The 26,162-nt window shown below is 58.8% G+C and carries 22 protein-coding genes; 21 read left to right on the forward strand and 1 reads right to left on the reverse strand.

Annotation, left to right across the window (positions count from 1 at the left end; genetic code table 11):
* Nucleotides 1–6: 6 nt before the first annotated feature.
* Nucleotides 7–789 carry a type I methionyl aminopeptidase gene (map, locus tag CAG47_RS08785; protein ID WP_015093761.1) on the reverse strand — a complete coding sequence of 261 codons (783 nt, stop codon included), beginning with the start codon at nt 787–789 and terminating at the stop codon, nt 7–9.
* 372 nt (nt 790–1,161) lie between these two features.
* Between map and rpsB the strand changes: the two genes are divergently transcribed.
* From rpsB to eno, 21 genes are all read left to right on the forward strand, one after another.
* Entirely contained in the window at nt 1,162–1,899 is a 738-nt protein-coding gene (rpsB, locus tag CAG47_RS08790) for a 30S ribosomal protein S2 (RefSeq protein ID WP_003222119.1), read from the forward strand.
* Nucleotides 1,900–2,088: 189 nt separating this feature from the next.
* Nucleotides 2,089–2,952: a translation elongation factor Ts gene (tsf, locus tag CAG47_RS08795; protein WP_085724497.1), complete on the forward strand. Its 864-nt coding sequence runs from the start codon at nt 2,089–2,091 to the stop codon at nt 2,950–2,952.
* A gap of 209 nt (nt 2,953–3,161) precedes the next feature.
* Complete coding sequence (pyrH, locus tag CAG47_RS08800) at nt 3,162–3,905, forward strand: UMP kinase (protein ID WP_008000043.1); 744 nt, start codon at nt 3,162–3,164, stop codon at nt 3,903–3,905.
* Complete coding sequence (gene frr / locus CAG47_RS08805) at nt 3,902–4,459, forward strand: ribosome recycling factor (RefSeq protein WP_007940501.1); 558 nt, start codon at nt 3,902–3,904, stop codon at nt 4,457–4,459. Before pyrH ends, frr begins: the two co-directional genes overlap by 4 nt.
* Nucleotides 4,460–4,472: 13 nt before the next feature.
* Entirely contained in the window at nt 4,473–5,228 is a 756-nt protein-coding gene (gene uppS / locus CAG47_RS08810; RefSeq protein WP_085724498.1) for a polyprenyl diphosphate synthase, read from the forward strand.
* Nucleotides 5,228–6,034, forward strand: coding sequence for a phosphatidate cytidylyltransferase (locus CAG47_RS08815; RefSeq protein ID WP_085724499.1), 807 nt, complete (start codon nt 5,228–5,230; stop codon nt 6,032–6,034). The genes uppS and CAG47_RS08815 overlap by 1 nt, the downstream gene beginning before the upstream one ends.
* Nucleotides 6,031–7,221 (forward strand): 1-deoxy-D-xylulose-5-phosphate reductoisomerase, encoded by a 1,191-nt coding sequence (ispC, locus tag CAG47_RS08820; protein WP_085724500.1) that lies wholly within the window; start codon nt 6,031–6,033, stop codon nt 7,219–7,221. The genes CAG47_RS08815 and ispC overlap by 4 nt, the downstream gene beginning before the upstream one ends.
* 53 nt (nt 7,222–7,274) lie before the next feature.
* Nucleotides 7,275–8,627 (forward strand): sigma E protease regulator RseP, encoded by a 1,353-nt coding sequence (rseP, locus tag CAG47_RS08825; protein ID WP_085724501.1) that lies wholly within the window; start codon nt 7,275–7,277, stop codon nt 8,625–8,627.
* Nucleotides 8,628–8,699: 72 nt separating this feature from the next.
* Nucleotides 8,700–11,075 carry an outer membrane protein assembly factor BamA gene (bamA, locus tag CAG47_RS08830; RefSeq protein WP_085724502.1) on the forward strand — a complete coding sequence of 792 codons (2,376 nt, stop codon included), beginning with the start codon at nt 8,700–8,702 and terminating at the stop codon, nt 11,073–11,075.
* Nucleotides 11,076–11,120: 45 nt separating this feature from the next.
* Nucleotides 11,121–11,624: an OmpH family outer membrane protein gene (locus tag CAG47_RS08835; RefSeq protein ID WP_085724503.1), complete on the forward strand. Its 504-nt coding sequence runs from the start codon at nt 11,121–11,123 to the stop codon at nt 11,622–11,624.
* Between the two features lie 3 nt (nt 11,625–11,627).
* Nucleotides 11,628–12,683, forward strand: a complete 1,056-nt coding sequence (lpxD, locus tag CAG47_RS08840; RefSeq protein WP_085724504.1) for a UDP-3-O-(3-hydroxymyristoyl)glucosamine N-acyltransferase — start codon at nt 11,628–11,630, stop codon at nt 12,681–12,683.
* Nucleotides 12,684–12,791: 108 nt separating this feature from the next.
* A complete protein-coding gene (gene fabZ, locus CAG47_RS08845; protein ID WP_085724505.1) occupies nt 12,792–13,232 on the forward strand; it encodes a 3-hydroxyacyl-ACP dehydratase FabZ in 441 nt (146 codons plus the stop codon).
* The gene (lpxA, locus tag CAG47_RS08850; protein ID WP_085724506.1) at nt 13,229–14,005 is read left to right on the forward strand and encodes an acyl-ACP--UDP-N-acetylglucosamine O-acyltransferase; all 777 of its coding nucleotides are present in this window, start codon (nt 13,229–13,231) and stop codon (nt 14,003–14,005) included. The genes fabZ and lpxA overlap by 4 nt, the downstream gene beginning before the upstream one ends.
* A gap of 2 nt (nt 14,006–14,007) precedes the next feature.
* Complete coding sequence (lpxB, locus tag CAG47_RS08855; RefSeq protein WP_085724507.1) at nt 14,008–15,138, forward strand: lipid-A-disaccharide synthase; 1,131 nt, start codon at nt 14,008–14,010, stop codon at nt 15,136–15,138.
* A gap of 11 nt (nt 15,139–15,149) precedes the next feature.
* Nucleotides 15,150–15,788 carry a ribonuclease HII gene (rnhB, locus tag CAG47_RS08860; RefSeq protein WP_085724508.1) on the forward strand — a complete coding sequence of 213 codons (639 nt, stop codon included), beginning with the start codon at nt 15,150–15,152 and terminating at the stop codon, nt 15,786–15,788.
* Nucleotides 15,789–15,852: 64 nt separating this feature from the next.
* Complete coding sequence (gene dnaE, locus CAG47_RS08865) at nt 15,853–19,374, forward strand: DNA polymerase III subunit alpha (RefSeq protein ID WP_085724509.1); 3,522 nt, start codon at nt 15,853–15,855, stop codon at nt 19,372–19,374.
* A gap of 138 nt (nt 19,375–19,512) precedes the next feature.
* Complete coding sequence (locus CAG47_RS08870; RefSeq protein ID WP_085724510.1) at nt 19,513–20,460, forward strand: acetyl-CoA carboxylase carboxyltransferase subunit alpha; 948 nt, start codon at nt 19,513–19,515, stop codon at nt 20,458–20,460.
* 136 nt (nt 20,461–20,596) lie between these two features.
* Nucleotides 20,597–21,925, forward strand: a complete 1,329-nt coding sequence (gene tilS / locus CAG47_RS08875; RefSeq protein WP_085724511.1) for a tRNA lysidine(34) synthetase TilS — start codon at nt 20,597–20,599, stop codon at nt 21,923–21,925.
* 274 nt (nt 21,926–22,199) lie between these two features.
* Complete coding sequence (locus CAG47_RS08880) at nt 22,200–23,831, forward strand: CTP synthase (protein WP_085724512.1); 1,632 nt, start codon at nt 22,200–22,202, stop codon at nt 23,829–23,831.
* Between the two features lie 5 nt (nt 23,832–23,836).
* The gene (kdsA, locus tag CAG47_RS08885) at nt 23,837–24,682 is read left to right on the forward strand and encodes a 3-deoxy-8-phosphooctulonate synthase (RefSeq protein WP_065259203.1); all 846 of its coding nucleotides are present in this window, start codon (nt 23,837–23,839) and stop codon (nt 24,680–24,682) included.
* 156 nt (nt 24,683–24,838) lie between these two features.
* Nucleotides 24,839–26,128 carry a phosphopyruvate hydratase gene (gene eno / locus CAG47_RS08890; protein WP_085724513.1) on the forward strand — a complete coding sequence of 430 codons (1,290 nt, stop codon included), beginning with the start codon at nt 24,839–24,841 and terminating at the stop codon, nt 26,126–26,128.
* The last annotated feature ends 34 nt before the right edge of the window (nt 26,129–26,162 follow it).

The raw sequence follows: 26,162 nt of genomic DNA on the forward strand, positions 1-26,162 counted from the left end.
ACGGGATCAGGCCGATACGCGAGGGATGGTGTCATCGCTGCGCAGGGTGAAGATCTCGTAGCCGGTTTCGGTCACCAGCAGGGTGTGCTCCCACTGTGCCGAGAGCTTGCGGTCCTTGGTGATCGCGGTCCAGCCGTCGCCCAGTACCTTGGTGTCGGCACGGCCCTGGTTGATCATCGGCTCGATGGTGAACGTCATGCCCGCCTTGAGTTCCATGCCGGTGCCGGCGCGGCCGTAGTGCAGGATCTGCGGCTCCTCGTGGAAGACCTTGCCGATGCCGTGGCCGCAGAATTCACGAACCACCGAGAATCCGTTCTTTTCAGCGTGCTTCTGGATGATTTCGCCGATGTCGCCCAGGCGGCAGCCGGGCTTGACGATTTCGATCGCCTTGTACATGCATTCCTGGGTCACCTGGGACAGGCGCTCGGCCCAGACCGGCACGGTGCCGACGTGGAACATGCGGCTGGTGTCGCCGTGGTAACCGTCCTTGATGACGGTGACGTCGATGTTCAATGTGTCGCCATCCTTGAGCGGCTTGTCGTTCGGGATGCCGTGGCAGACCACATGGTTGATCGACGTGCAGATCGACTTCGGGTAGCCCTTGTAGTTGAGCGGGGCAGGGATGGCTTTCTGCTCATTGACGATGTAGTCGTGGCAGATCTGGTTCAACTGATCGGTGGTAACGCCCGGTTTGACATGTTCGGCAATCATTTCCAGCACATCGGCGGCCAGTTTGCCGGCGATACGCATTTTGGCGATATCCTCGGGCGTTTTGAGGGTGACGGTCATACAGGCTCTCTCTGCGCTCGTTGGCGCTGTCCAAACGAAAAGGGCGTTGCGCGATCGATCTTCGCGGCCCTGAAAAAAGCGATTCTACCAGACGATCAGCGCAAGTCTGCGCCTGTGTGCATCGCTTCTCTTTATAGAATGGTGCATTCTTGGCCGATTCCAAGGGGTGGAGCAAAGCGCTCGCCGGGATTTCAGAATCCGGGTTCCGTTTTGCCCTGCCTTGTGGTATAAAATGCGCCGCTTTCCGGGGATGTCCCGAAAAGCCTAAATCCACACACGTGTCGACACGATGACCTGGGTGCCGGAAGCTTGATGCTGCTGGTTGGTCATTGGGATACGTGGAGGCCAAACCCGACTTATTAAGGAACTATCATGTCCCAAGTCAACATGCGCGATATGCTGAAGGCCGGTGTGCACTTCGGTCACCAGACCCGTTACTGGAACCCGAAAATGGGCAAGTACATTTTCGGCGCGCGTAACAAGATCCACATCATCAACCTTGAAAAAACCCTGCCAATGTTCAACGAAGCTCTGACTTTCGTAGAGCGTCTGGCCCAGGGCAAAAACAAGATTCTGTTCGTCGGCACCAAGCGTTCCGCTGGCAAGATCGTTGCTGAAGAAGCAGCACGTTGCGGCTCGCCGTACGTCGATCACCGCTGGTTGGGCGGCATGCTGACCAACTTCAAGACCATTCGTGCTTCCATCAAGCGTCTGCGTGACCTTGAAGTTCAAGCCGAAGACGGTACTTTCGCCAAGCTGACCAAGAAAGAAGCGCTGATGCGCTCCCGTGACCTGGAAAAGCTGGATCGCTCCCTGGGTGGTATCAAGGACATGGGCGGTCTGCCAGACGCTCTGTTCGTAATCGACGTTGATCACGAGCGTATCGCGATCACCGAAGCCAACAAGCTGGGTATCCCGGTTATCGGCGTAGTCGATACCAACAGCAGCCCGGAAGGCGTTGACTACATCATCCCAGGCAACGATGACGCAATCCGCGCTATCCAGCTGTACATGGGTTCGATGGCTGACGCTGTAATCCGCGGTCGCAACAATGTTGCCGGCGGCACCGTTGAATTCGCAGCTGAAGAAACTCAGGCTGCAGCTGAGTAATTGACGCCCTGGCGTTGACTCAGTAAGCAAAAAGGGGGCTTTGCCCCCTTTTTGCCACCTCGAAAACCATTTGTCGGCGCCCACTGCTCTATCTGTAACGTGCGGCAGCTAACAAGGGTGGTTCGGGAAGAATTGATCGCCCGTTCGATCGGGTGGAATGGTTGAAAACCTATCCAAGAGGATTTTGAAATGGCAGCAATTACTGCGGCGCTGGTCAAAGAACTGCGCGAGCGTACCGGCGAAGGCATGATGGATTGCAAAAAGGCCCTGGAAAAGGCCGGCGGCGACATCGAAAAAGCCATTGATGACATGCGCGCTTCGGGCGCCATCAAGGCTGCTAAAAAGGCTGGCAACGTTGCCGCTGAAGGCGCTATCGCCATCAAGGCCGACGACAAGGCAGCCGTGCTGCTGGAAGTGAACTCGCAGACCGACTTCCTGGCCCTGCAAGACGACTTCAAAAACTTCGTAGCCGACAGCGTCGACCAGGCTTTTGCCGAGAAACTGACCGATGCCGCTCCACTGATCGCTTCCCGTGAAGCTGCTCGTGAAGCCCTGGTTGCCAAGTGTGGCGAAAACGTCAACATCCGTCGCCTTGTTCGCGTTGAAGGTGACGTGGTCGGTACCTACCTGCACGGTAACAAGATCGGTGTTGCTGTTGTCCTGAAGGGCGGCGACGTTCAGCTGGCCAAGGAAATCGCCATGCACGTGGCTGCCAGCAACCCTGAGTTCCTGCTGCCATCGCAGGTTTCGCCAGAAGCCATTGAGCGCGAGAAAGGCGTCTTCTTGCAGCTGAACGAAGACAAGATGAAAGGCAAGCCAGCTGAAATCGTCGAGAAGATGATCGCTGGTCGTATCACCAAGTTCCTGGCTGAAGCCAGCCTGGTCGAGCAAGCTTTCGTCATGAACCCGGAAGTCACCGTGGGTGCCCTGGCCAAGAAAGCTGGCGCTGAAATCGTTTCCTTCACTTACTTCAAAGTAGGCGAAGGCATCGAGAAGCCAGTGGACAACTTCGCAGAAGAAGTTGCTGCCCAGCTGGCCGCCGCCAAGCAATAAGACGGTTTATCAACTGTCGCCCAGAAGAGGCTGCCCGCTCACGCGCGCAGCCTCTTTTCAGATGGGGCATCAATTTTTAATTGGTTTCCCTTTGGAACTGGCTTACAAAGCCATGTTCCGATGGCGCTGAAGCAGCGCCACGCTGGATTGAACGCTGGCTGTAAACAGCTCGCAAAGAATTTTTAAATACGCCGCAGGAGAGATTCGCAATGGCTCAGCAGGGCAGTGGTTATCAGGCTCGCTATAAACGCATTCTACTCAAGCTTAGCGGCGAGGCCCTGATGGGCTCGGAAGAGTTCGGGATCGACCCGAAAGTTCTGGATCGCATGGCATTGGAAGTTGGCCAACTGGTCGGCATCGGTGTTCAGGTCGGTCTGGTTATCGGTGGTGGCAACCTGTTCCGCGGTGAAGCGCTGAGCAAGGCTGGCATGGACCGGGTCACCGGCGACCACATGGGCATGCTGGCCACTGTGATGAACGCCCTGGCCATGCGCGACGCCCTTGAGCGCGCCAATATCTCGGCCATCGTGATGTCCGCTATTTCCATGGTTGGCGTGACCGATCACTACGATCGCCGCAAGGCCATGCGCCACTTGAACTCCAAGGACGTGGTGATTTTCGCGGCCGGTACCGGCAACCCGTTCTTTACGACGGATTCGGCAGCCTGCCTGCGTGCAATCGAAATCGATGCCGATGTCGTGCTCAAGGCGACCAAGGTCGATGGCGTCTACACCGCCGACCCGTTCAAAGACCCGCATGCCGAGAAGTTCGATCATCTGACCTACGATGAAGTGCTGGATCGCAAGCTGGGTGTGATGGATCTGACGGCCATTTGCTTGTGCCGCGACCACAAGATGCCACTACGCGTATTTAACATGAACAAGCCCGGCGCCCTGCTGAACATCGTGCATGGCGGCGCTGAAGGAACCCTGATCGAGGAAGGCGAACAATGATCAACGAAATCAAGAAAGACGCTAAAGAGCGCATGCAGAAATCCGTGGAATCGCTGGCGCACAATTTCGGCCGCATTCGTACCGGTCAAGCGCACCCAAGCATCCTGGAAGGCGTGATGGTCCCGTACTACGGCGCTGACACCCCGATCAAGCAGGTCGCCAACATCACCGTCAAGGACGCTCGTACCCTGCAGGTCGTTGCCTTCGAACGCAACATGCTGGGTGCTGTCGACAAGGCAATCGGTAGTGCGGGTCTGAACCTGAACCCGACCAACCTTGGCGAACTGCTGCTGATCTCCATGCCGGCCCTGACTGAAGAAACCCGTCGTGGTTTCACCAAGCAGGCTCGCGATGTGGCCGAGGACGCTCGTGTGGCTGTGCGCAACATTCGTCGCGATGCCAACAGCTCGCTGAAGGATCTGGTCAAGGAAAAGGAAATCAGTGAAGACGAGGAGCGTCGCGCCACTGGTGAAATCGACGACCTGACCAAGAAGTTCGTGGCTGAAATCGACGCGAAGCTGGCAGAGAAAGAAAAAGACCTGATGGCCGTATAAGGGTCGCGTTTACATGGAAAAGACCAAGCAGACTGCACCGTCCGCGGTGCCGCGCCATGTCGCGATTATCATGGATGGTAACAATCGCTGGGCGAAAAAACGTTTTATGCCGGGAGTTGCCGGGCATAAGGCGGGCGTGGATGCGGTGCGTGCGGTCATTGAAGTCTGTGCCGAGGCCAAGGTCGAGGTGCTGACCCTGTTCGCCTTTTCCAGCGAGAACTGGCAGCGCCCGGCCGATGAAGTCAGCGCCTTGATGGATCTGTTCTTCAAGGCGCTGCGTCGTGAGGCCAAGCGCCTCAACGACAACAACATCAGTCTGCGCATCATTGGCGATCGCTCGCGGTTTCATCCCGAGTTGCAGGCCGCCATGCGTGAAGCTGAGGCCATGACGGCTGGCGTCAATCGTTTTGTCCTGCAGATCGCCGCCAATTACGGCGGTCAGTGGGATATAGCGCAAGCTGCGCAACGACTGGCGCGAGAAGTTCAGGCTGGACATCTGCGGCCGGAAGACATAACACCAGGACTGCTGCAGACCTGTCTGGCCACGGGTGACCTGCCGTTACCGGACCTGTGTATCCGTACCGGTGGCGAGCACCGCATCAGCAACTTCCTGCTCTGGCAGCTGGCCTATGCCGAGCTGTATTTCTCCGACCTGTTCTGGCCGGACTTCAAACACGATGCCATGCGCAATGCGCTGGCCGATTTCGCTTCCCGCCAGCGCCGCTTCGGTAAAACGAGCGAGCAGGTCGAGGCTGGAGCCCGGGTTTAATGCTTAAACAACGAATCATCACCGCGCTGATCCTGCTGCCGATTGCCCTGTGTGGGTTTTTCCTGCTGGAAGGTTCCGGTTTTGCGCTGTTCATTGGGCTGGTCGTAACCCTTGGTGCCTGGGAATGGGCGCGTCTGGCGGGATTCGCTGCTCAATCAATGCGGGTTGCCTTTGCCGCTGTCGTCGCGTTGATGCTGTTTGTCATGCACATACTTCCGGGCCTGGCGCCCTGGGTCCTGGGTGCCTCGGTGCTCTGGTGGGGTTTTGCGACCTATCTGGTGTTGACGTACCCGCGTTCGAGCGAGCATTGGTCCAATGCGGCGACCAGGTTGGTGATTGGCCTGCTGATTCTCCTGCCGGCCTGGCAAGGTCTGGTGCAGATCAAGCAGTACCCGCTGGGTAACTGGCTGATCCTGGCGGTGATGGTGCTGGTCTGGGGTGCCGATATCGGTGCCTACTTCTCCGGTCGTGCTTTCGGCAAGCGTAAACTCGCTCCGCAGGTCAGTCCGGGCAAAAGTTGGGAAGGCGTGTACGGTGGTCTGGCGCTGAGCCTGGTCATTACCACACTCGTTGCTCTGGTGCGCGACTGGACGGTGGCCGAGCTGTTCAAGGGGCTGATCTGTGCTGCGCTGATCGTGTTCATTTCGGTGGTGGGCGACCTCACTGAAAGCATGTTCAAGCGCCAGTCCGGCATCAAGGACAGCAGCAATCTGCTCCCGGGGCACGGCGGTGTGCTGGATCGTATCGACAGCCTGACCGCAGCGATTCCGATGTTTGCCGTACTGTTGTGGATGGCGGCCCCATGAGCCGTCCACAACAGATTACCGTTCTGGGGGCGACCGGTTCGATTGGCCTGAGTACCCTCGACGTCATCGCTCGCCATCCGGATCGTTATCAAGTCTTTGCCTTGACTGGCTTTACTCGCTTGAGCGAATTGCTGGCGCTCTGCGTGCGCCATGTTCCGCGATTCGCCGTGGTGCCTGAGCTGGCTGCTGCACGCACCTTGCAGGACGATTTGCGCGCGGCGGGCCTTGCGACCCGTGTTCTGGTGGGCGAGGAAGGTTTGTGTCAGGTCGCTTCCGATCCGGAAGTCGATACGGTCATGGCGGCCATCGTTGGTGCGGCGGGATTGCGCCCGACGCTGGCGGCGGTCGAGGCTGGCAAGAAGATCCTCCTGGCCAACAAGGAAGCGCTGGTGATGTCCGGCGCGCTGTTCATGCAGGCGGTGCGCAAGAGCGGTTCGGTGCTGCTGCCGATCGATAGCGAACACAACGCGATTTTTCAGTGCATGCCGGGCGATTATGCCCGGGGTCTTGAGGCTGTCGGCGTGCGGCGGATTTTGCTGACGGCTTCCGGCGGTCCGTTCCGCCAGACGCCAATGGCTCAGCTGGCGCATGTTTCACCTGACCAGGCGTGCGCGCATCCGAACTGGTCCATGGGGCGAAAAATCTCCGTCGACTCGGCCAGCATGATGAACAAGGGGCTTGAGTTGATCGAAGCCTGCTGGCTGTTCGATGCCAGGCCATCCCAGGTCGAGGTGGTGATTCACCCGCAAAGCGTGATCCATTCGCTGGTCGACTACGTCGATGGTTCTGTCCTGGCGCAACTGGGTAATCCGGACATGCGCACGCCTATCGCCAATGCCCTGGCCTGGCCGGAGCGGATTGACTCGGGTGTGGCGCCGCTGGATTTGTTTGCCATTGCCCGGTTGGATTTCCAGGCGCCCGATGAAGAGCGCTTCCCTTGCCTGCGTCTGGCTCGCCAGGCGGCCGAGGCGGGTAACAGCGCGCCGGCAATGCTCAATGCCGCGAACGAGGTGGCGGTGGCGGCATTTCTCGACGAACGGGTTCGTTACCTGGAAATCGCGAGTATCATCGAGGAAGTACTGAATCTGGAGCCTGTAGTGGCGGTGGATGATCTCGAGGCAGTGTTCACGGCAGACGCGAAGGCGCGATTGCTGGCCGGACAGTGGTTGAGCCGTCACGGGCGGTAAATGCTGCGGATAGTTGGCCCAGGCGGCAGCGGATAGGAATGCGGAGAAAGTAGATGAGCGCGCTCTATATGATTGTCGGCACCCTGATCGCTCTGGGTGTGCTGGTTACCTTCCACGAGTTCGGCCATTTTTGGGTCGCGCGTCGCTGTGGGGTCAAGGTGCTGCGCTTCTCCGTGGGCTTCGGCATGCCTTTGTTGCGCTGGCACGACAAGCAAGGCACCGAGTTTGTCGTTGCGGCCATCCCGCTGGGCGGCTACGTGAAAATGCTCGACGAGCGCGAAGGTGAGGTGCCGCTCGATCAGCTCGATCAATCGTTCAATCGCAAATCCGTTCGTCAGCGCATTGCCATTGTAGCGGCGGGGCCGATTGCCAATTTCCTGCTGGCATTGGTGTTCTTCTGGGCATTGGCAATGCTCGGCACCGAACAGGTGCGCCCGGTCATTGGCGCTGTCGAGTCCGGCAGTATCGCGGCCAGGGCGGGTTTGAGTCCCGGTCAGGAAATCGTCGCCATCGATGGCGAGGCGACTTCCGGTTGGGCGGCGGTGAATTTGCAGTTGGTTCGTCGCCTGGGCGAAAGCGGTTCTTTGCAGATAATGGTTCGCGAGCAAGGCTCCACCGCCGATTCTCCTCGTGAACTTGCGCTGGACAAATGGCTCAAAGGGGCTGATGAGCCCGACCCGATCCGTTCGTTGGGGATTCGCCCGTGGCGTCCGGCATTGCCGCCGGTCCTGGCTGAACTCGATCCGAAGGGGCCGGCCCAGGCTGCCGGCCTGAAGACCGGTGATCGGTTGCTGGCGCTCGATGGGCGTGCGCTGGATGACTGGCAGCAGGTCGTCGATACCGTGCGTATGCATCCTGGTGCCAAAATCACGCTGCGGGTTGAGCGTGACGGTGCTCAAATCGACGTCCCGGTTACGCTTGCCGCTCGCGGCGAGAGCAAGTCGCCCAGCGGCTATTTGGGGGCGGGGGTGAAGGCTGTCGATTGGCCGCCGGAGATGATCCGCGAGGTCAGTTACGGACCATTGGCAGCGATTGGCGAGGGGGCTCGACGCACCTGGACCATGAGCATGCTGACCCTCGATTCACTGAAGAAAATGTTGTTCGGCGAGCTCTCGGTAAAAAACTTGAGTGGACCGATAACCATTGCTAAAGTGGCGGGCGCTTCGGCCCAGTCGGGTGTTGCTGATTTCCTGAATTTCCTTGCTTATCTGAGTATTAGCCTGGGGGTTCTGAATTTGCTGCCCATTCCTGTGCTGGATGGGGGGCATTTGTTGTTTTATCTGATCGAGTGGGCGCGTGGTCGCCCCTTGTCGGATCGGGTGCAAGGTTGGGGGATACAGATCGGCATCAGTTTGGTGATCGGAGTGATGTTGCTTGCTCTGGTTAATGATCTGGGTCGTCTGTAACGTCGCTGAATTGCGAATCTGCCGCATTTTGCGGCAGTTTGTTTATTGCCAGTTGGAATAAGAAAGGACTTCATGAAACGTCTGCTGCTAACTGCGGTTCTCTCCGTATTGATGATCGCCGAAGTTCACGCTGAGTCCTTCACTATCTCTGATATTCGCGTCAACGGCCTCCAGCGGGTCTCCGCGGGTAGCGTCTTTGGTGCTTTGCCGTTGAACGTCGGTGAACAGGCGGATGATCGTCGCCTGGTGGAATCCACTCGTGCGTTGTTCAAAACCGGTTTCTTTCAAGATATCCAGCTGGGCCGCGATGGCAACGTCCTGGTCATCACGGTAGTCGAACGCCCGTCTGTTGCCAGTATCGAGATCGAAGGCAACAAGGCGATCTCCACCGAAGACCTGATGAAAGGCCTCAAACAATCCGGTCTGGCCGAAGGCGAGATTTTCCAGCGTGCCACCCTTGAAGGTGTGCGTAACGAACTGCAGCGTCAGTACGTCGCCCAGGGCCGCTACTCGGCTACCGTCGACACCGAAGTGGTGCCGCAGCCGCGTAACCGCGTTGGCCTGAAGGTCAACATCAACGAAGGTACCGTTGCCGCTATCCAGCACATCAACGTGGTGGGCAACACGGTCTTCCCCGATGAAGACCTGATCGACCTTTTCGAACTCAAGACCACCAACTGGTTGTCGTTCTTCAAGAACGACGACAAGTACGCTCGTGAAAAGCTGTCCGGTGACCTGGAGCGCCTGCGTTCCTACTACCTGGACCGTGGCTATATCAACATGGATATCGCTTCGACCCAGGTGTCCATTACGCCGGACAAGAAACACGTCTACATCACCGTCAACATCAACGAAGGCGAGAAATACACCGTTCGTGACGTCAAGCTCAGTGGCGACCTGAAAGTCCCTGAAGAGCAGGTCAAGTCCCTGCTGCTGGTGCAAAAAGGCCAGGTGTTCTCGCGCAAGCTGATGACCACCACCTCCGAACTGATCACCCGTCGCCTGGGTAACGAAGGTTATACCTTCGCCAACGTCAACGGCGTGCCACAACCGCACGATGAAGATCACACCGTAGACATCCTGTTCGCGGTCGATCCGGGCAAGCGTGCCTACGTCAACCGCATCAACTTCCGTGGCAACACCAAGTCCGAAGACGAAGTGCTGCGTCGTGAAATGCGCCAGATGGAAGGCGGCTGGGCTTCGACCTACCTGATCGACCAATCCAAGACCCGTCTGGAGCGCCTGGGCTTCTTCAAGGAAGTCAACGTCGAGACTCCGGCCGTGCCGGGTGTGGATGACCAGGTTGACGTCAACTACAGCGTGGAAGAACAAGCTTCCGGTTCGATTACCGCCAGCGTCGGTTTCGCCCAGAGTGCCGGTCTGATCCTCGGTGGTTCGATCACCCAGAACAACTTCCTGGGTACCGGTAACAAGGTCAGCGTCGGCTTGACCAAAAGCGAATACCAGACCCGCTATAACTTCGGCTTTGTCGACCCCTACTGGACCGTCGATGGCGTGAGCCTGGGTTACAACGCGTTCTACCGCACCACTGACTATGACGAGCTCGATACTGACGTCGCCAGCTACGCTGTAGACAGCCTGGGTGCCGGTGTGAGTGTCGGTTATCCAATCAGCGAGACTTCGCGTCTGACCTTCGGCCTGAACGTGCAAGAAGACAGAATCCAGACCGGCATTTACACCGTTGACGAGATCTTCGACTTCGTTAACAAGGAAGGCGACAAGTACCTGAACTTCAAGGCTTCGGTCGGTTGGTCCGAGTCCACCCTGAACAAGGGCGTGCTCGCCACCCGCGGTCATTCCCAGAGCGTGGTGCTGGAATCCACGATTCCAGGCAGCGACCTGTCGTTCTTCAAGCTCGACTACCGTGGTCAGTTGTTCCAGCCATTGACCGAGAACTACACCATGCGTCTGCACACCGAGTTGGGTTATGGCGATGGTTACGGTTCGACCGATGGCTTGCCTTTCTATGAAAACTACTATGCTGGTGGTTTCAACTCGGTGCGCGGCTTCAAGGACAGCAGCCTGGGTCCTCGCAGTACGCCAAGTACCGGCAAGAACCCTGGTACAGCGTTCGACCCAGACCAGGATCCGCTGCCGTTCGGTGGTAACGTCCTGATCCAGGGTGGTGTGGAAGTTCTGTTCCCGATGCCGTTCGTCAAGGATCAACGCTCCCTGCGTACATCGGTATTCTGGGATGTGGGTAACGTATTCGATTCATCTTGCTCGGATACCACAAACGCGGATGGCACGAAGTCCAATACCAAGTGCGACGACATCAGCTTGAGCAACATGGCCAGTTCTGTCGGTGTGGGTGTGACCTGGGTCACCGCACTGGGGCCTCTGAGTTTCGCCCTGGCCACGCCAGTCAAGAAACCGGATAACGCTGAAACTCAAGTGTTCCAATTCTCTCTCGGCCAGACGTTCTAAGCGTCTGACCCAGGATAACGACAATGAATTTTGCAGGAGTGCATCGTGCGTAAGTTGACTCAATTGGTTCTCCTGGCCAGCGTACTGGTCGCCGGTCCGGCGTTTGCCGACATGAAAATTGCAGTTCTGAACTATCAGATGGCTCTGCTGGAATCCGACGCGGCCAAGAAGTACGCCGTGGATGCCGAGAAGAAATTCGGTCCTCAGTTGACCAAGCTCAAAGCACTGGAAACCAGCGCCAAGGGCATTCAGGACCGCCTGATGGCCGGTGGCGACAAAATGCAGCAGGGCGAGCGCGAGCGTCTGGAGCTTGAGTTCAAGCAAAAGGCCCGTGACTTCCAGTTCCAGTCCAAGGAGCTGAACGAAGCCAAAGCCGTTGCCGACCGTGAAATGCTGAAGCAGCTCAAGCCGAAACTGGACAGCGCTGTGGAAGAAGTCATCAAGAAAGGTGCTTATGACCTGGTCTTCGAGCGTGGCGCAGTGATCGATGTCAAGCCTCAGTACGACATCACTCGCCAGGTTATCGAGCGCATGAATCAGCTGAAGTAATCCATGACAGTGACCATTAAGCTCGGCCAGTTGGCCGAGTTCCTCGGCGCCACGCTACGTGGCGACCCCGAGAAAGCAATTACTGGGCTGGCCACCTTGCAGGAGGCTGGCCCAGCTCAGTTGAGCTTTCTGGCAAACCCCCAATACCGCAAGTACCTGGCAGGCAGTCAGGCGGCCGCCCTTTTGCTCAAGGCCGCTGACGCCGAAGGTCATGACGGGGATGTGCTGGTGGTACCGGATCCTTACGCAGCCTATGCGCGCGTTTCCCACCTGTTCGATCCCAAGCCCAAGGCTGCTGCCGGGATTCATCCGACCGCGGTGATCGCGGCGGATGCGGTTGTTGACCCTGCGGCAAGCATCGGTGCTTTTGTGGTGATCGAAAGCGGTGCGCAGGTGGCAGCCGGTACGACCATCGGCGCGCACTGCTTCATCGGTGCTCGCAGCGTGGTGGGTGAAGGTGGCTGGCTCGCGCCGCGCGTGACCTTGTATCACGATGTTCGCGTCGGCAAACGGGTCGTCATTCAGTCCGGTGCGGTGCTCGGCGGCGAAGGCTTCGGCTTTGCCAATGAAAAAGGCATCTGGCAGAAAATCGCCCAGATCGGTGGCGTATTGATCGGCGATGATGTGGAAATTGGCGTGAATACCGCTATTGACCGCGGTGCGTTGGCCGATACCATCATTGGCAACGGCGTGAAACTCGATAACCAGATTCAGATTGCCCATAACGTTCAGGTCGGTGATCACACCGCCATGGCGGCCTGTGTCGGTATCTCCGGCAGCACCAAAATCGGCAAGCATTGCATGCTCGCCGGTGGCGTAGGCCTGGTGGGGCATATCGAAATCTGCGACAACGTTTTCCTCACCGGGATGACCATGGTGACCCACTCGATTACCGAGCCAGGCGCCTATTCTTCCGGTACGGCCATGCAGCCGGCAGCCGAGTGGCGCAAAAGCGCGGCACGCATTCGTCAGCTCGATGACATCGCGCGGCGTCTGCGCCAGCTGGAAAAGCAAGTAGGGGAAGTGACCCCTGACGGTATTGCTTCATCAGATGGCTGATACCATTTCCATATCAAGTGTGCACAGCCGCTAGACTGCCTCCTTGATTTGCCAGCGGAGCGTGCGTCAGTCGCACGCTCCCAATCTTTACATAGGCTTCCCCCCGAAATGATGGACATCAACGAGATTCGCGAATACCTGCCTCACCGTTACCCGTTCCTGCTGGTGGATCGGGTCGTGGATCTGGACGTGGAAGGCCAGCGCATTCGCGCCTACAAGAATGTCAGCATCAACGAACCGTTCTTCAATGGTCACTTCCCGGCGCATCCAATCATGCCGGGCGTACTGATCATCGAAGCGATGGCTCAGGCTGCCGGGATCCTCGGTTTCAAAATGCTCGACGTGAAACCGGCCGATGGCACTCTTTACTACTTCGTCGGTTCCGACAAGCTGCGCTTCCGCCAGCCGGTCCTGCCAGGCGATCAGCTGATTCTTGAAGCCAAGTTCATCAGCTGCAAGCGTCAGATCTGGAAATTCGAATGCCAGGCTTCGGTCGATGGCAAGCCGGTCTGCTCCGCTGAAATCATCTGCGCGGAACGCAAGCTATGAGTTTGATTGACCCTCGTGCAATCATCGATCCGACAGCCGTTCTGGCTGACGGCGTCGAGGTCGGCCCGTGGTCGATCGTCGGCGCAGGTGTGGAAATCGGCGAGGGGACAGTCATCGGGCCGCACGTGATCCTCAAGGGGCCGACCCGAATCGGTAAGCACAATCGCATCTACCAGTTTTCCTCGGTGGGTGAAGACACACCTGACTTGAAGTACAAGGGCGAGGAAACCCGCCTGGTGATTGGTGATCACAACGTCATCCGCGAAGGCGTGACGATTCACCGTGGCACCATCCAGGACCGTTCGGAAACGACCCTGGGCGATCACAACCTGATCATGGCGTATGCCCACATCGGCCATGACAGCGTGATCGGCAACCACTGCATTTTGGTGAACAACACCGCCCTGGCGGGCCATGTGCACGTGGATGACTGGGCAATCCTCTCTGGTTTTACCCTGGTTCACCAGTATTGCCACATCGGCGCCCACAGCTTCTCGGGCATGGGTACGGCGATCGGCAAGGATGTTCCTGCGTATGTCACGGTGTTTGGCAACCCTGCCGAAGCCCGTAGCATGAACTTCGAGGGTATGCGCCGTCGTGGTTTCAGCGAAGATGCGATCCACGCGTTGCGCCGTGCCTACAAGGTGGTTTACCGCCAGGGCCTGACTGTGGAACAGGCGCTCGCCGAGCTGGCCGAGCCCTCGGCCCAGTATCCGGAAGTGGCGGTATTCCGTGACTCCATCCAGTCTTCGACTCGCGGCATCACCCGCTGACCATGGCCAATCTGCGTATTGCGCTGGTAGCGGGTGAGGCTTCCGGTGACATTCTGGGTGCGGGCCTCATGCGCGCGCTCAAGGCGCGTCACCCGACCATCGAATTCATTGGTGTTGGCGGGCCGCTGATGCAGGCCGAGGGCATGACTCCGTACTTCCCGATGGAGCGTCTGTCGGTGATGGGGCTGGTGGAAGTCCTGGGCCGTCTGCGCGAGTTGCTCGCTCGGCGCAAAAAGCTGGTCGCCGACCTGATCGCCGCGAAGCCCGATGTGTTCATCGGTATCGATGCACCGGACTTCAACCTCAATATCGAACTCAAACTGCGTCAGGCCGGGATCAAGACCGTGCATTACGTCAGCCCGTCGGTCTGGGCCTGGCGGCAGAAGCGCGTGCTGAAGATTCGCGAAGGCTGCGACCTGATGCTCACGCTGTTTCCGTTCGAAGCCAGGTTCTATGAAGAGAAGGGCGTGCCGGTGCGGTTCGTCGGCCATACCCTGGCCGATGCCATTCCACTCGAAGCCGATCGCGCGGCTGCACGGGCTGAGCTCGGTTTGCCCGATGGGCCGCTGGTGGCGTTGATGCCTGGCAGTCGTGGCGGTGAAGTCGGCCGGCTCGGTGCGTTGTTTCTCGATACAGCGCAGCGCCTTCGGGCGTTGCGTCCGGGGGTGCGGTTCGTAGTTCCGTGCGCCAACCCGCAACGTCGCGCACAGCTTGAAGAACTGTTGGCCGGTCGCGATCTGCCATTGACCCTGCTCGACGGTAAGTCTCATCTGGCCCTGGCAGCGTGCGATGCGGTGTTGATTGCCTCCGGCACCGCAACGCTTGAAGCATTGCTGTACAAGCGGCCGATGGTCGTCGCCTATCGCCTTGCGCCGCTGACGTTCTGGATTCTCAAGCGCATGGTGAAAAGCCCATACGTTTCGTTGCCGAACTTGTTGGCCCAGCGTCTGTTGGTACCCGAGTTATTGCAAGACGATGCCACGGTCGAAGCGCTGGCCCAGACCTTGTCGCCGCTGATCGAGGGTGGGGAAGAACAGACCCGTGGTTTTGACGAGATTCACCGGACGCTGCGTCTGGATGCCTCCAATCAGGCTGCGGACGCAGTGCTGAACCTGATCGGCCAAGTTGAATGAGTAAAACGAACATGCAAATGGGGTTGGATTTCTCCTTGGTCGCCGAAGCTGAAGAGTTGGTTGCCGGCGTCGATGAAGTCGGCCGCGGCCCGCTCTGTGGTGCGGTAGTGACCGCGGCGGTGATTCTTGATCCGAACCGCCCGATTCTTGGCCTGAACGATTCGAAGAAGCTCACTGAAGCCCGCCGCGAAAAGCTCTACGACGAAATCTGCGAGAAAGCCCTGAGCTGGTGCATCGCTCGCGCTGAAGTCGAGGAAATCGACGAACTGAACATTCTGCACGCCACCATGCTGGCAATGCAGCGTGCAGTCGCGGGGCTGCATGTGCAGCCAAAGCTGGCAATGATCGACGGTAACCGCTGTCCGAAGCTGCCGATGCGATCCGAGGCCGTGGTCAAGGGCGATAGCAAGGTTCCCGCCATTGCTGCAGCGTCGATTTTGGCCAAAGTCAGCCGTGATCGTGAAATGGCTGCGTTCGAATTGATTTACCCGGGGTATGGCATCGGAGGGCACAAAGGCTATCCGACCCCCGTTCATCTGGAAGCGCTCGCGCGTCTTGGCCCGACGCCGATTCACCGGCGTTCGTTCGCTCCGGTGCGTCAGGCCCATGAAGCTCGCGAAGGTTTGATCGAGAGTCAGTCGCAAGGCTGATGTTTTACTCAAGGCCCGGTACAATCCGGGCCTTGTTGTCTTCACGTTTCTAGACAGGATCACTATGCCGGCTTCATTCGTTCACCTGCGCCTGCACACTGAATTTTCCCTGGTCGATGGTCTGGTGCGAATCAAGCCGCTGGTCAAGACCCTGGTAGGCATGAACATGCCTGCCGTGGCGGTCACCGACCAGAACAACATGTGTTCGCTGGTCAAGTTCTACAAAGCCTCCATGGGTGCCGGGATCAAGCCGATCTGCGGCGCCGACCTGTGGCTGTCGAACAAGGATCCGGACGGCCCGCTGAGCCGGATCAGCTTGCTGGTGATGAACCCCCTGGGCTATCGCAATCTGACCGAGTTGATCTCCCGAGGCTACATCGACGGCCAGCGCAATGGTTTGGTGATCGTCGAGCGTGAGTGGGTCGCCGAAGCCAATGAAGGCTTGATCATGCTGTCGGCAGCGAAAGAGGGTGAGATCGGCCAGGCGCTGCTCAGCGGCAACCCGGGGGAAGCCGAAGCTCTGGCGCGTGAGTGGATGGCGGTGTTCCCGGACCGTTTCTATCTGGAGATCCAGCGTACCAGTCGCCCCAACGATGAAGAACAACTGCACGGCGCGGTGGCTCTGGCCGAGAAGCTGGACGCCCCGCTGGTCGCGACCAACGACGTGCGGTTTATCAAGCAGAGCGATTTTGAAGCCCACGAAACCCGTGTCTGCATTGGCGAAGGTCGAGCCCTCGACGATCCGCGGCGCTCGAAAAATTACAGCGATCAGCAGTACCTCAAAAGCGCCGAGGAAATGGCTGAGCTGTTCAGCGACATTCCCGAGGCGCTGGAAAACACCGTCGAGATTGCCAAGCGTTGCAACATCGATGTGAAGCTGGGCAAGCACTTTTTGCCGGACTTTCCTACGCCCAATGGCATGGGTATCGACGATTATCTGCGTCAGGTTTCCCACGAAGGCCTGGAAGAACGTCTGGCAGTCTTGTGGCCGAAAGACACCACACCCAATTACGAAGAGAAACGCCAGGTCTACCTCGACCGCCTGAAGTTCGAACTGGATATCATCATCCAGATGGGGTTCCCCGGTTACTTCCTGATCGTTATGGACTTCATCAAGTGGGCCAAGAACAACGATGTGCCGGTGGGCCCCGGTCGGGGCTCGGGTGCCGGTTCGCTGGTGGCCTATGTGCTGAAGATCACCGACCTCGATCCGCTGGCCTATGACCTGCTGTTCGAGCGTTTCCTCAACCCGGAACGGGTTTCCATGCCCGACTTCGACGTCGACTTCTGCATGGACGGTCGTGACCGGGTGATCGAATACGTGGCCGACGCCTACGGCCGTAACGCGGTGAGCCAGATCATCACCTTCGGCACCATGGCCGCCAAGGCGGTGGTGCGCGATGTGGCGCGGGTGCAGGGCAAGTCCTACGGTCTGGCCGATCGCCTGTCGAAGATGATCCCCTTCGAGGTCGGCATGACCCTGGAGAAGGCTTACGAGCAGGAAGAGATCCTGCGCGACTTCCTCAAGGTCGACGAGGACGCCAAGGAAATCTGGGACATGGCGCTCAAGCTCGAGGGTGTCTGCCGTGGTACAGGCAAGCACGCCGGGGGTGTGGTGATCGCGCCGACCAAGCTCACGGACTTCTCGCCGATCGCCTGTGATGAAGAAGGCGGCGGCCTGGTCACCCAGTTCGACAAGGATGACGTCGAGGCAGCCGGTCTGGTGAAGTTCGACTTCCTCGGTCTGCGGACCCTGACCATCATCAAGTGGGCGATGGAAACCATCAACCGCGAGCAGGCCAAGAAAGGCCTGGATGATTTGAACATCGACTTCATCCCGCTCGATGACAAGAAAACCTACGAACTGCTGCAGAAAGCCGAAACCACCGCGGTGTTCCAGCTTGAATCGCGAGGCATGAAGGAGCTGATCAAGAAGCTCAAGCCCGACTGCCTGGAAGACCTTATCGCACTAGTGGCGCTGTTCCGTCCCGGCCCGCTGCAATCGGGCATGGTGGATGACTTCATCAACCGCAAGCACGGTCGCGCCGAACTGGCGTACCCGCACTCGGACTACCAGTACGAAGGCCTCAAGCCAGTACTTGCACCGACCTACGGCATCATCCTGTATCAAGAGCAGGTGATGCAGATTGCCCAGGTCATGGCCGGTTACACCCTCGGTGGTGCGGACATGCTGCGTCGAGCCATGGGCAAGAAAAAACCCGAGGAAATGGCCAAGCAGCGCGGCGGCTTCATTGAGGGTTGCGCCACCAACAATATTGATCCCGACCTGGCCGGCAACATCTTCGACCTGGTGGAAAAGTTCGCCGGCTACGGCTTCAACAAGTCGCACTCCGCTGCCTATGGCCTGGTTTCCTACCAGACCGCCTGGCTCAAGACCCACCATCCGGCGCCGTTCATGGCGGCGGTGCTGTCGGCGGATATGCACAACACCGACAAGGTCGTGACCCTGATCGAGGAAGTGCGCAGCATGAAGCTGCGCCTCGATGCGCCGGATGTGAACACCTCCGACTTCAAGTTCACGGTCAACAACGATGGCCGTATCGTCTATGGGCTCGGGGCAATCAAGGGTGTGGGCGAGGGGCCGGTCGAAGCCATTGTCGAAGCCCGTGGCGCCAGCCCGTTCAAGGACCTGTTCGATTTCTGCGAACGTGTCGACCTCAAGCGTATCAACAAGCGCACCCTTGATGCGTTGGTACGCAGTGGTGCGCTGGACCGCCTGGGTCCTTACTTCCATGACGAGCTCAAGGCATACCAGGCCAACATCGATCGCAATCGTGCGGTACTGCTGGCCGCGATGGAAGAGGCAATCAAGGCGGCCGAGCAGACCGCGCGCACGGCCGACAGTGGCCATGCCGACCTGTTCGGTGGCCTGTTTGTGGAAGAAGACTCCGATGTCTACGCCAATCATCGCAAGGCCAGGGAGCTGACCCTCAAGGAACGGCTCAAAGGTGAGAAAGACACGCTGGGCCTGTACCTGACCGGGCACCCGATCGACGAATACGAAGGTGAAATCCGTCGTTTCGCCCGTCAGCGCATCATCGATCTGAAACCTGCGCGTGATACTCAGACCGTTGCCGGCATGATCATCGCCCTGCGGGTAATGAAGAATAAAAAGGGCGACAAGATGGGGTTCATCACCCTGGATGATCGCTCGGGGCGCATCGAAGCGTCGCTGTTTGCCGACGCGTTCCATTCCGCACAGGCACTGTTGCAGACCGATGCAATGGTGGTGGTCGAAGGCGAAGTCAGCAACGATGATTTCTCCGGCGGCCTGCGGTTGCGGGTCAAGCGGGTGATGAGCATGGAGGATGCACGGACCAATCTGGCCGAAAGCCTGCGCCTGAAGTTGCATGCCAGGGATCTGAAAGGCGATCAGCTGCGCTGGCTGGGTGACTTGTTGAAGCGTCACCGCGGTGCGTGCCCGGTCACCATGGACTACACCAGTCCTGATGCAAAGGCCTTGCTGCAGTTCGGCGAAGGCTGGCGGATCGATCCGGCGGATGCGTTGATTCAAGCCTTGCGTGACCAGTTCGGGCGAGACAACGTCTTCCTCCAATACCGTTGAGCGGCAGGTGATATCAGAACGCCTGCCCGCAACCTGAATTTTTAATCTCGACCTCAACGCGCCTGTCCCTTAAGGTAGGGCGCGAATAGACAACCGGCCGGGCCAAGACTCCTTGGACTCGACCCAAGACGGACGCCTATGAACCCGAATTTTCTAGATTTCGAACAGCCGATCGCCGACCTGCAAGCCAAGATCGAAGAGTTGCGCTTGGTCGGTAATGACAATTCGCTGAATATCGGCGATGAGATCTCCCGCCTGCAGGACAAGAGCAAAACGCTGACCGAAGACATCTTCGGCAAGCTGACCAGCTGGCAGATCGCACGTCTGGCGCGTCACCCGAAACGTCCTTATACCCTGGACTACATCGAACACATCTTCACCGAGTTCGACGAGTTGCACGGTGACCGTCACTTCTCCGACGACGCGGCTATCGTTGGTGGCATTGCCCGCCTCGAGGACAAACCGGTGATGGTCATCGGTCACCAGAAAGGCCGTGAAGTGCGCGAGAAGGTTCGCCGCAACTTCGGCATGCCGCGTCCGGAAGGCTATCGCAAGGCTTGCCGCCTGATGGAAATGGCCGAGCGTTTCAAAATGCCGATCCTGACCTTCATCGACACCCCGGGCGCCTACCCTGGCATTGACGCTGAAGAGCGCAACCAGAGCGAAGCGATTGCCTGGAACCTGCGTGTCATGGCCCGCCTGAAAACCCCAATCATCGCCACCGTGATCGGTGAGGGTGGTTCCGGTGGTGCATTGGCCATTGGTGTCTGCGACCAGTTGAACATGTTGCAATACTCGACCTACGCGGTGATTTCGCCGGAAGGTTGCGCATCGATTCTGTGGAAAACCGCCGAGAAAGCACCGGATGCGGCAGAGGCGATGGGCATCACCGCCGAGCGCCTCAAAGGCCTGGGCATCGTCGACAAGGTGATTGGCGAGCCATTGGGTGGCGCGCACCGTGACCCGGCTGCCGCCGCCGCCTCGATCCGCGCCGAGCTGAGTTCGCAACTGGCGATGCTCAAGAAGTTCGATAACGACGCACTGCTGGCTCGCCGTTATGAGCGTCTGATGAGCTACGGCCTGTAATTCAGGTCTCGCTGTACCCATGTGTGGGAGCGAGCCTGCTCGCGAAAGCGGTATAACAGCCAACGAATGTGTTGAATGTTGACCTGTCTTCGCGAGCAGGCTCGCTCCCACATTTGATTTGTGCAAGGTGATGGATATGAGTCGGTCCAATATTGATCTGCCAGCCAGACTCTTGTTGAATCTTGCCCCATGGCGCAACGCCCCGGTCTGGCGCATCGCCTTCTCCGGCGGTCTGGACTCCACCGTCCTGCTGCACCTCCTTGCACAGCTCTCGAAAACCCAATCCCTGCCGGTGTTGAGCGCCATCCACGTGCATCACGGTCTGCAAACCGTGGCCGATGCGTGGCCGGAACATTGTCGATCTGTGTGCACGGAACTCGGTGTTTCGTTGCAGATCGTTCGAGTGCAGGTACAGCCCGGCGCCAGCCTGGAGCGTGCGGCCCGGGAGGCGCGCTATCTTGCGTTTGGCGATGCGGTTCAGGCCGATGAGGTGCTGCTGACGGCCCAGCACCGCGACGATCAGGCGGAAACCCTGCTGTTCCGATTGCTGCGGGGGGCCGGCGTGCGCGGGCTATCGGGAATGCCGCGTCAGCGCCCATTGGGCGGGGGGCATCTGCTGCGGCCATTGCTTGATGTCTCTCGGGCTGAGCTGGAGGCTTATGCCCGCGAGCAAGGCTTGAGCTGGATCGAGGATCCTTCGAACCAGGATCGGCAATACTCGCGCAACTACCTTAGGCATCAAGTCTTCCCCGTGCTGGTCGGGCGCTGGCCACAAGCACAGGCGACCATGGCCCGCAGCGCGGCGCATCTGGCTGAAGCGCAGGGCTTGCTCGAAGAACTTGCTGACATGGATTTGCGTGAGGCCAGGTCTGCCAGCCCCTTCGACTGGCTGGGATTACGATCCCTTGAATTGGCATCGCTTGTACATTTGTCCGAGGCCCGGCAACGCAATGCCTTGAGCCATTGGCTCGAACCGCTGGCCCGACTGCCGGACGCAGACCATTGGTCGGGTTGGGTGGACTTGCGCGATGCCAGCGGTGATGCCTGCCCGGTGTGGCGGCTGGCCGATGGCGAACTGCACCGGGCGGGCGGGCGGATCTGGTGGCTGTCCGGCTGGTGGTTACGCCCGCTGCCCGCCGCCGGAACGTGGCAAACCCCGGCTTCAGCGCTGGCACTCCCGGACAACGGCCTGCTTTCGCTCGCCGGGCAAATCCCCGATGGCCCGTTGCAGATCCGCTATCGTGAAGGGGGAGAAGTCATGGCATTGCCAGGTCGCGGCCATCGGGACCTGAAACGATTGCTCAATGAAAGAGGTGTACCGTCCTTCGTGCGCGGCAGATTGCCGCTGCTCTATAAAGGCGATCAATTGTTGGCAGTGGCTAACGTTGAAGGACTGGACGGTAGGGCGGGCGGAAGCTGGAATTTGCATTGGCAGCCACCAGGCGAGGAACTGGGTTTGAGATGAAGGGTGCTTTCCGGTAGACTACGCTCCCTTCTTGATACAACTTCTGTGGATTCGCCTGAATTGCAGGAGTTGCCGATTACCAAGCAGTCTTTGCTGGGCGATTCCAAAAAATGTGTAGCGAGCAACGAACCGGTGATTCATTTCCCGGTCTGTCCCAACGCGGCGGTTTTTTTGAAAGGTGCACTGTGATTAATGCAGGTGATCGGGGGCTTCGGCCTTCCTTCGCTTTCCCCGGCGGCTCGGACCGCTTTAACGCAGACTTCTAGGGTTTTTCATGACGCGCTACATATTCGTCACGGGCGGTGTTGTTTCTTCATTGGGGAAAGGCATTGCATCGGCATCATTGGCGGCCATCCTGGAGGCGCGGGGACTTAAGGTCACCATGCTGAAGCTGGACCCCTACATCAACGTCGACCCGGGCACCATGAGCCCGTTCCAGCACGGTGAAGTGTTCGTCACCCACGACGGCGCCGAGACCGACCTGGACCTGGGGCACTACGAGCGGTTCATCCGCACTACCATGACCCAGAACAACAACTTCACCACCGGCCGTGTCTACGAACACGTCCTGCGCAAAGAGCGCCGTGGTGACTACCTGGGTGCAACCATCCAGGTGATCCCGCACATCACCGACGAAATCAAGCGCCGCATCATCAAGGGCGCCGGCGACGCTGACGTGGCAATGGTCGAGATTGGTGGCACCGTGGGTGACATCGAGTCGCAACCGTTCCTCGAGGCGATCCGCCAATTGCGTTTCGAAGTCGGCGCCAAGCGCGCGATGCTGATGCACCTGACGCTGGTGCCGTACATCGCCACCGCCGGCGAAACCAAGACCAAGCCAACCCAGCACTCGGTGAAGGAACTGCGTTCCATCGGCCTGCAACCAGACGTGCTGGTCTGCCGCTCCGATCACCCGATCGATATTTCCTCGCGTCGCAAGATCGCGCAGTTCACCAACGTTGAAGAGCGTGCGGTGATCGGCCTGGAAGACGCTGACACCATCTACAAGATCCCGGGCATCCTGCACTCCCAGGGCCTGGACGATTTCGTCGTCGAGCGTTTCGGCCTGCAATGCGGCGGTGCCGATCTGTCCGAGTGGGAAGCCGTGGTCGACGCCAAGCTCAATCCCGAGCACGAAGTCACCATCGCCATGGTCGGCAAGTACATGGAACTGCTGGACGCCTACAAGTCGCTGATCGAAGCGATGAGTCACGCCGGCATCAGCAACCGTACCAAGGTCAACCTGCGCTACATCGACTCCGAAGACATCGAGAACCAGGGCACCGCGCTGCTGGAAGGCGTCGACGCGATCCTGGTTCCAGGCGGTTTCGGCCTGCGTGGCGTTGAAGGCAAGATCACTGCCGTTCAGTACGCTCGCGAAAACAAGGTTCCGTACCTGGGCATCTGCCTGGGCATGCAAGTGGCGGTTATCGAGTTTGCCCGTAACGTTATGGGCTGGAAAGACGCCAACTCCACCGAGTTCGATCGCGCCAGCGGTCACCCGGTCGTAGGTCTGATCACCGAGTGGGAAGATGCCACCGGCGCGGTCGAAATCCGTACCGAAGCGTCCGACCTGGGCGGCACCATGCGCCTGGGCGCACAGGATTGCCTGCTGGAGCCGGGTTCCCTGGTCCACGGTTGCTACGGCAAGGACGTGATCGTCGAACGTCATCGTCATCGCTACGAAGTGAACAACAACCTGCTGCCGCAGATCATGGAAGCCGGTCTGAAAATCTCCGGTCGCTCCGGTGATGGCGCGCTGGTGGAAGTGGTTGAAGCACCGGATCACCCATGGTTCGTCGCTTGCCAGTTCCACCCTGAGTTCACCTCGACACCACGCGACGGTCACCCGCTGTTCAGCGGTTTCGTCAAGGCGGCGTTGGCTCAACACCAGAAGAAGGCGTAACCCCGATGGCACAGAAGATCATCCGCGTCGGCGACATCGAGATTGCCAACGACAAGCCCATGGTGCTGTTCGGCGGCATGAACGTGCTGGAAAGCCGTGACATGGCCATGCAGGTTTGCGAAGAGTATGTGAAGGTCACCGAAAAGCTCGGTATCCCTTACGTGTTCAAGGCCAGTTTCGACAAGGCCAACCGGTCTTCTGTGACCTCCTATCGTGGTCCTGGCCTGGAAGAAGGCATGCGCATCTTCCAGGACATCAAGCAAGCTTTCGGCGTGCCGATCATCACCGACGTTCACGAGCCTGACCAGGCCGCGGTCGTCGCTGAAGTCTGCGACATCATCCAGTTGCCAGCCTTCCTGTCGCGCCAGACCGACCTCGTGGTCGCGATGGCCAAAACCGGCGCGGTGATCAACATCAAGAAAGCCCAGTTCCTTGCTCCTCAGGAAATGAAACACATCCTGAACAAGTGCGTGGAAGCGGGTAACGATCAGTTGATCCTCTGCGAACGCGGTTCGAGCTTTGGCTACAACAACCTGGTCGTCGACATGCTCGGCTTCGGCATCATGAAGCAGTTCGAATACCCGGTGTTCTTCGACGTGACCCACTCGCTGCAAATGCCTGGCGGTCGCTCCGATTCCGCCGGCGGTCGTCGCGCCCAGGTCACCGACCTGGCGAAGGCCGGCATGAGCCAGTCGCTGGCCGGCCTGTTCCTGGAAGCCCACCCGGATCCGGACAACGCCAAATGCGACGGTCCTTGCGCCTTGCGCCTGGACAAACTGGAGCCATTCCTGGCCCAGCTCAAAGCCCTGGACGAACTGGTGAAGAGTTTTCCGACGGTAGAAACCGCGTAATCCTCAAATCTCCGGTAAAGTACCGCACGATTAAACGCTCAGGCCTGCGGGCCTGAGCCTTATCGTCTGCAAGACTGCCTGCTGCACCTCGCTTGCCGACGATCAAAGATTTCCTACAGCTGCGTCGTTTTCGTCAACTTTGGAGTGTTTACAACAATGGCTAAAATCGTCGACATCAAAGGTCGTGAAGTTCTCGACTCCCGTGGCAATCCCACCGTGGAAGCGGACGTGCTTCTCGATAACGGCATCATCGGCAGCGCCTGCGCGCCGTCCGGTGCTTCCACTGGCTCGCGTGAAGCGCTCGAGCTGCGTGATGGCGACAAGAGCCGTTACCTGGGCAAGGGTGTTCTGAAGGCCGTAGCCAACATCAACGGTCCGATCCGCGACCTGTTGAAAGGCATGGACCCAAGCGACCAGAAAACCCTCGATTTGGCAATGATCAAGCTCGACGGTACTGAAAACAAAGGTTCCCTGGGCGCCAACGCGATCCTCGCCGTTTCCCTGGCCGCGGCCAAGGCAGCAGCACAGGACCAGGACCTGCCGCTGTACGCTCACATCGCCAACCTGAACGGCACCCCGGGTGTCTACTCGATGCCGGTTCCGATGATGAACATCATCAACGGCGGCGAGCACGCCGATAACAACGTCGACATCCAGGAATTCATGGTTCAGCCGGTTGGCGCCAAGTCTTTCTCGGAAGGTCTGCGCATGGGCACCGAGATTTTCCACCACCTCAAAGCCGTGCTGAAGGCCCGTGGCCTGAACACTGCCGTCGGTGACGAAGGTGGCTTCGCGCCGAACCTGACTTCCAACGAAGACGCTTTGAAAGTGATCTCCGAAGCCGTGGCCAATGCTGGTTACAAGCTGGGCACTGACGTGACCCTGGCCCTGGACTGCGCGGCCAGCGAGTTCTTCGAAGATGGCAAGTACAACCTGTCCGGCGAAGGCCAGGTGTTCACCGCCGAAGGTTTCGCTGACTACCTCAAAGGCCTGACCGAGCGTTATCCGATCATCTCCATCGAAGATGGCCTGGACGAGTCCGACTGGGCTGGCTGGAAGATCCTCACCGACAAGATCGGCGAGAAGACCCAACTGGTAGGCGACGACCTGTTCGTCACCAACACCAAGATCCTGAAAGAAGGCATCGACAAAAAGATCGCCAACTCGATCCTGATCAAGTTCAACCAGATCGGCACCCTGACCGAAACCCTGGAAGCCATCCAGATGGCCAAGGCTGCCGGTTACACCGCCGTGATCTCGCACCGCTCCGGCGAAACCGAAGATTCGACCATTGCCGACCTGGCCGTGGGTACTTCGGCTGGCCAGATCAAGACCGGTTCCCTGTGCCGTTCCGACCGCGTATCCAAGTACAACCAACTGCTGCGTATCGAAGAGCAGTTGAACGGCAAAGCCAAGTACAACGGTCGCGGCGAGTTCCGCGGTTGATGTAAAAAAGTCAGCAGATTGTGTCGAAAAAATC

Source organism: Pseudomonas sp. R37(2017) (genome assembly GCF_002113375.1).
Lineage (GTDB): Bacteria > Pseudomonadota > Gammaproteobacteria > Pseudomonadales > Pseudomonadaceae > Aquipseudomonas.

Excerpts from the sequence above, each read along its gene's own strand:
- ispC (WP_085724500.1), top strand. The coding sequence starts at position 6,031 with ATGAGCCGTCCACAACAGATTACCGTTCTGGGGGCGACCGGTTCGATT.
- lpxA (WP_085724506.1), top strand. The coding sequence starts at position 13,229 with ATGAGTTTGATTGACCCTCGTGCAATCATCGATCCGACAGCCGTTCTG.
- tilS (WP_085724511.1), top strand. The coding sequence starts at position 20,597 with ATGAGTCGGTCCAATATTGATCTGCCAGCCAGACTCTTGTTGAATCTT.
- frr (WP_007940501.1), top strand. The coding sequence starts at position 3,902 with ATGATCAACGAAATCAAGAAAGACGCTAAAGAGCGCATGCAGAAATCC.
- pyrH (WP_008000043.1), top strand. The coding sequence starts at position 3,162 with ATGGCTCAGCAGGGCAGTGGTTATCAGGCTCGCTATAAACGCATTCTA.
- fabZ (WP_085724505.1), top strand. The coding sequence starts at position 12,792 with ATGATGGACATCAACGAGATTCGCGAATACCTGCCTCACCGTTACCCG.
- rnhB (WP_085724508.1), top strand. The coding sequence starts at position 15,150 with ATGCAAATGGGGTTGGATTTCTCCTTGGTCGCCGAAGCTGAAGAGTTG.
- lpxD (WP_085724504.1), top strand. The coding sequence starts at position 11,628 with ATGACAGTGACCATTAAGCTCGGCCAGTTGGCCGAGTTCCTCGGCGCC.
- CAG47_RS08880 (WP_085724512.1), top strand. The coding sequence starts at position 22,200 with ATGACGCGCTACATATTCGTCACGGGCGGTGTTGTTTCTTCATTGGGG.
- tsf (WP_085724497.1), top strand. The coding sequence starts at position 2,089 with ATGGCAGCAATTACTGCGGCGCTGGTCAAAGAACTGCGCGAGCGTACC.
- map (WP_015093761.1), bottom strand. The coding sequence starts at position 789 with ATGACCGTCACCCTCAAAACGCCCGAGGATATCGCCAAAATGCGTATC.
- rpsB (WP_003222119.1), top strand. The coding sequence starts at position 1,162 with ATGTCCCAAGTCAACATGCGCGATATGCTGAAGGCCGGTGTGCACTTC.
- rseP (WP_085724501.1), top strand. The coding sequence starts at position 7,275 with ATGAGCGCGCTCTATATGATTGTCGGCACCCTGATCGCTCTGGGTGTG.
- kdsA (WP_065259203.1), top strand. The coding sequence starts at position 23,837 with ATGGCACAGAAGATCATCCGCGTCGGCGACATCGAGATTGCCAACGAC.
- CAG47_RS08815 (WP_085724499.1), top strand. The coding sequence starts at position 5,228 with ATGCTTAAACAACGAATCATCACCGCGCTGATCCTGCTGCCGATTGCC.
- dnaE (WP_085724509.1), top strand. The coding sequence starts at position 15,853 with ATGCCGGCTTCATTCGTTCACCTGCGCCTGCACACTGAATTTTCCCTG.
- uppS (WP_085724498.1), top strand. The coding sequence starts at position 4,473 with ATGGAAAAGACCAAGCAGACTGCACCGTCCGCGGTGCCGCGCCATGTC.
- bamA (WP_085724502.1), top strand. The coding sequence starts at position 8,700 with ATGAAACGTCTGCTGCTAACTGCGGTTCTCTCCGTATTGATGATCGCC.
- eno (WP_085724513.1), top strand. The coding sequence starts at position 24,839 with ATGGCTAAAATCGTCGACATCAAAGGTCGTGAAGTTCTCGACTCCCGT.
- CAG47_RS08870 (WP_085724510.1), top strand. The coding sequence starts at position 19,513 with ATGAACCCGAATTTTCTAGATTTCGAACAGCCGATCGCCGACCTGCAA.
- lpxB (WP_085724507.1), top strand. The coding sequence starts at position 14,008 with ATGGCCAATCTGCGTATTGCGCTGGTAGCGGGTGAGGCTTCCGGTGAC.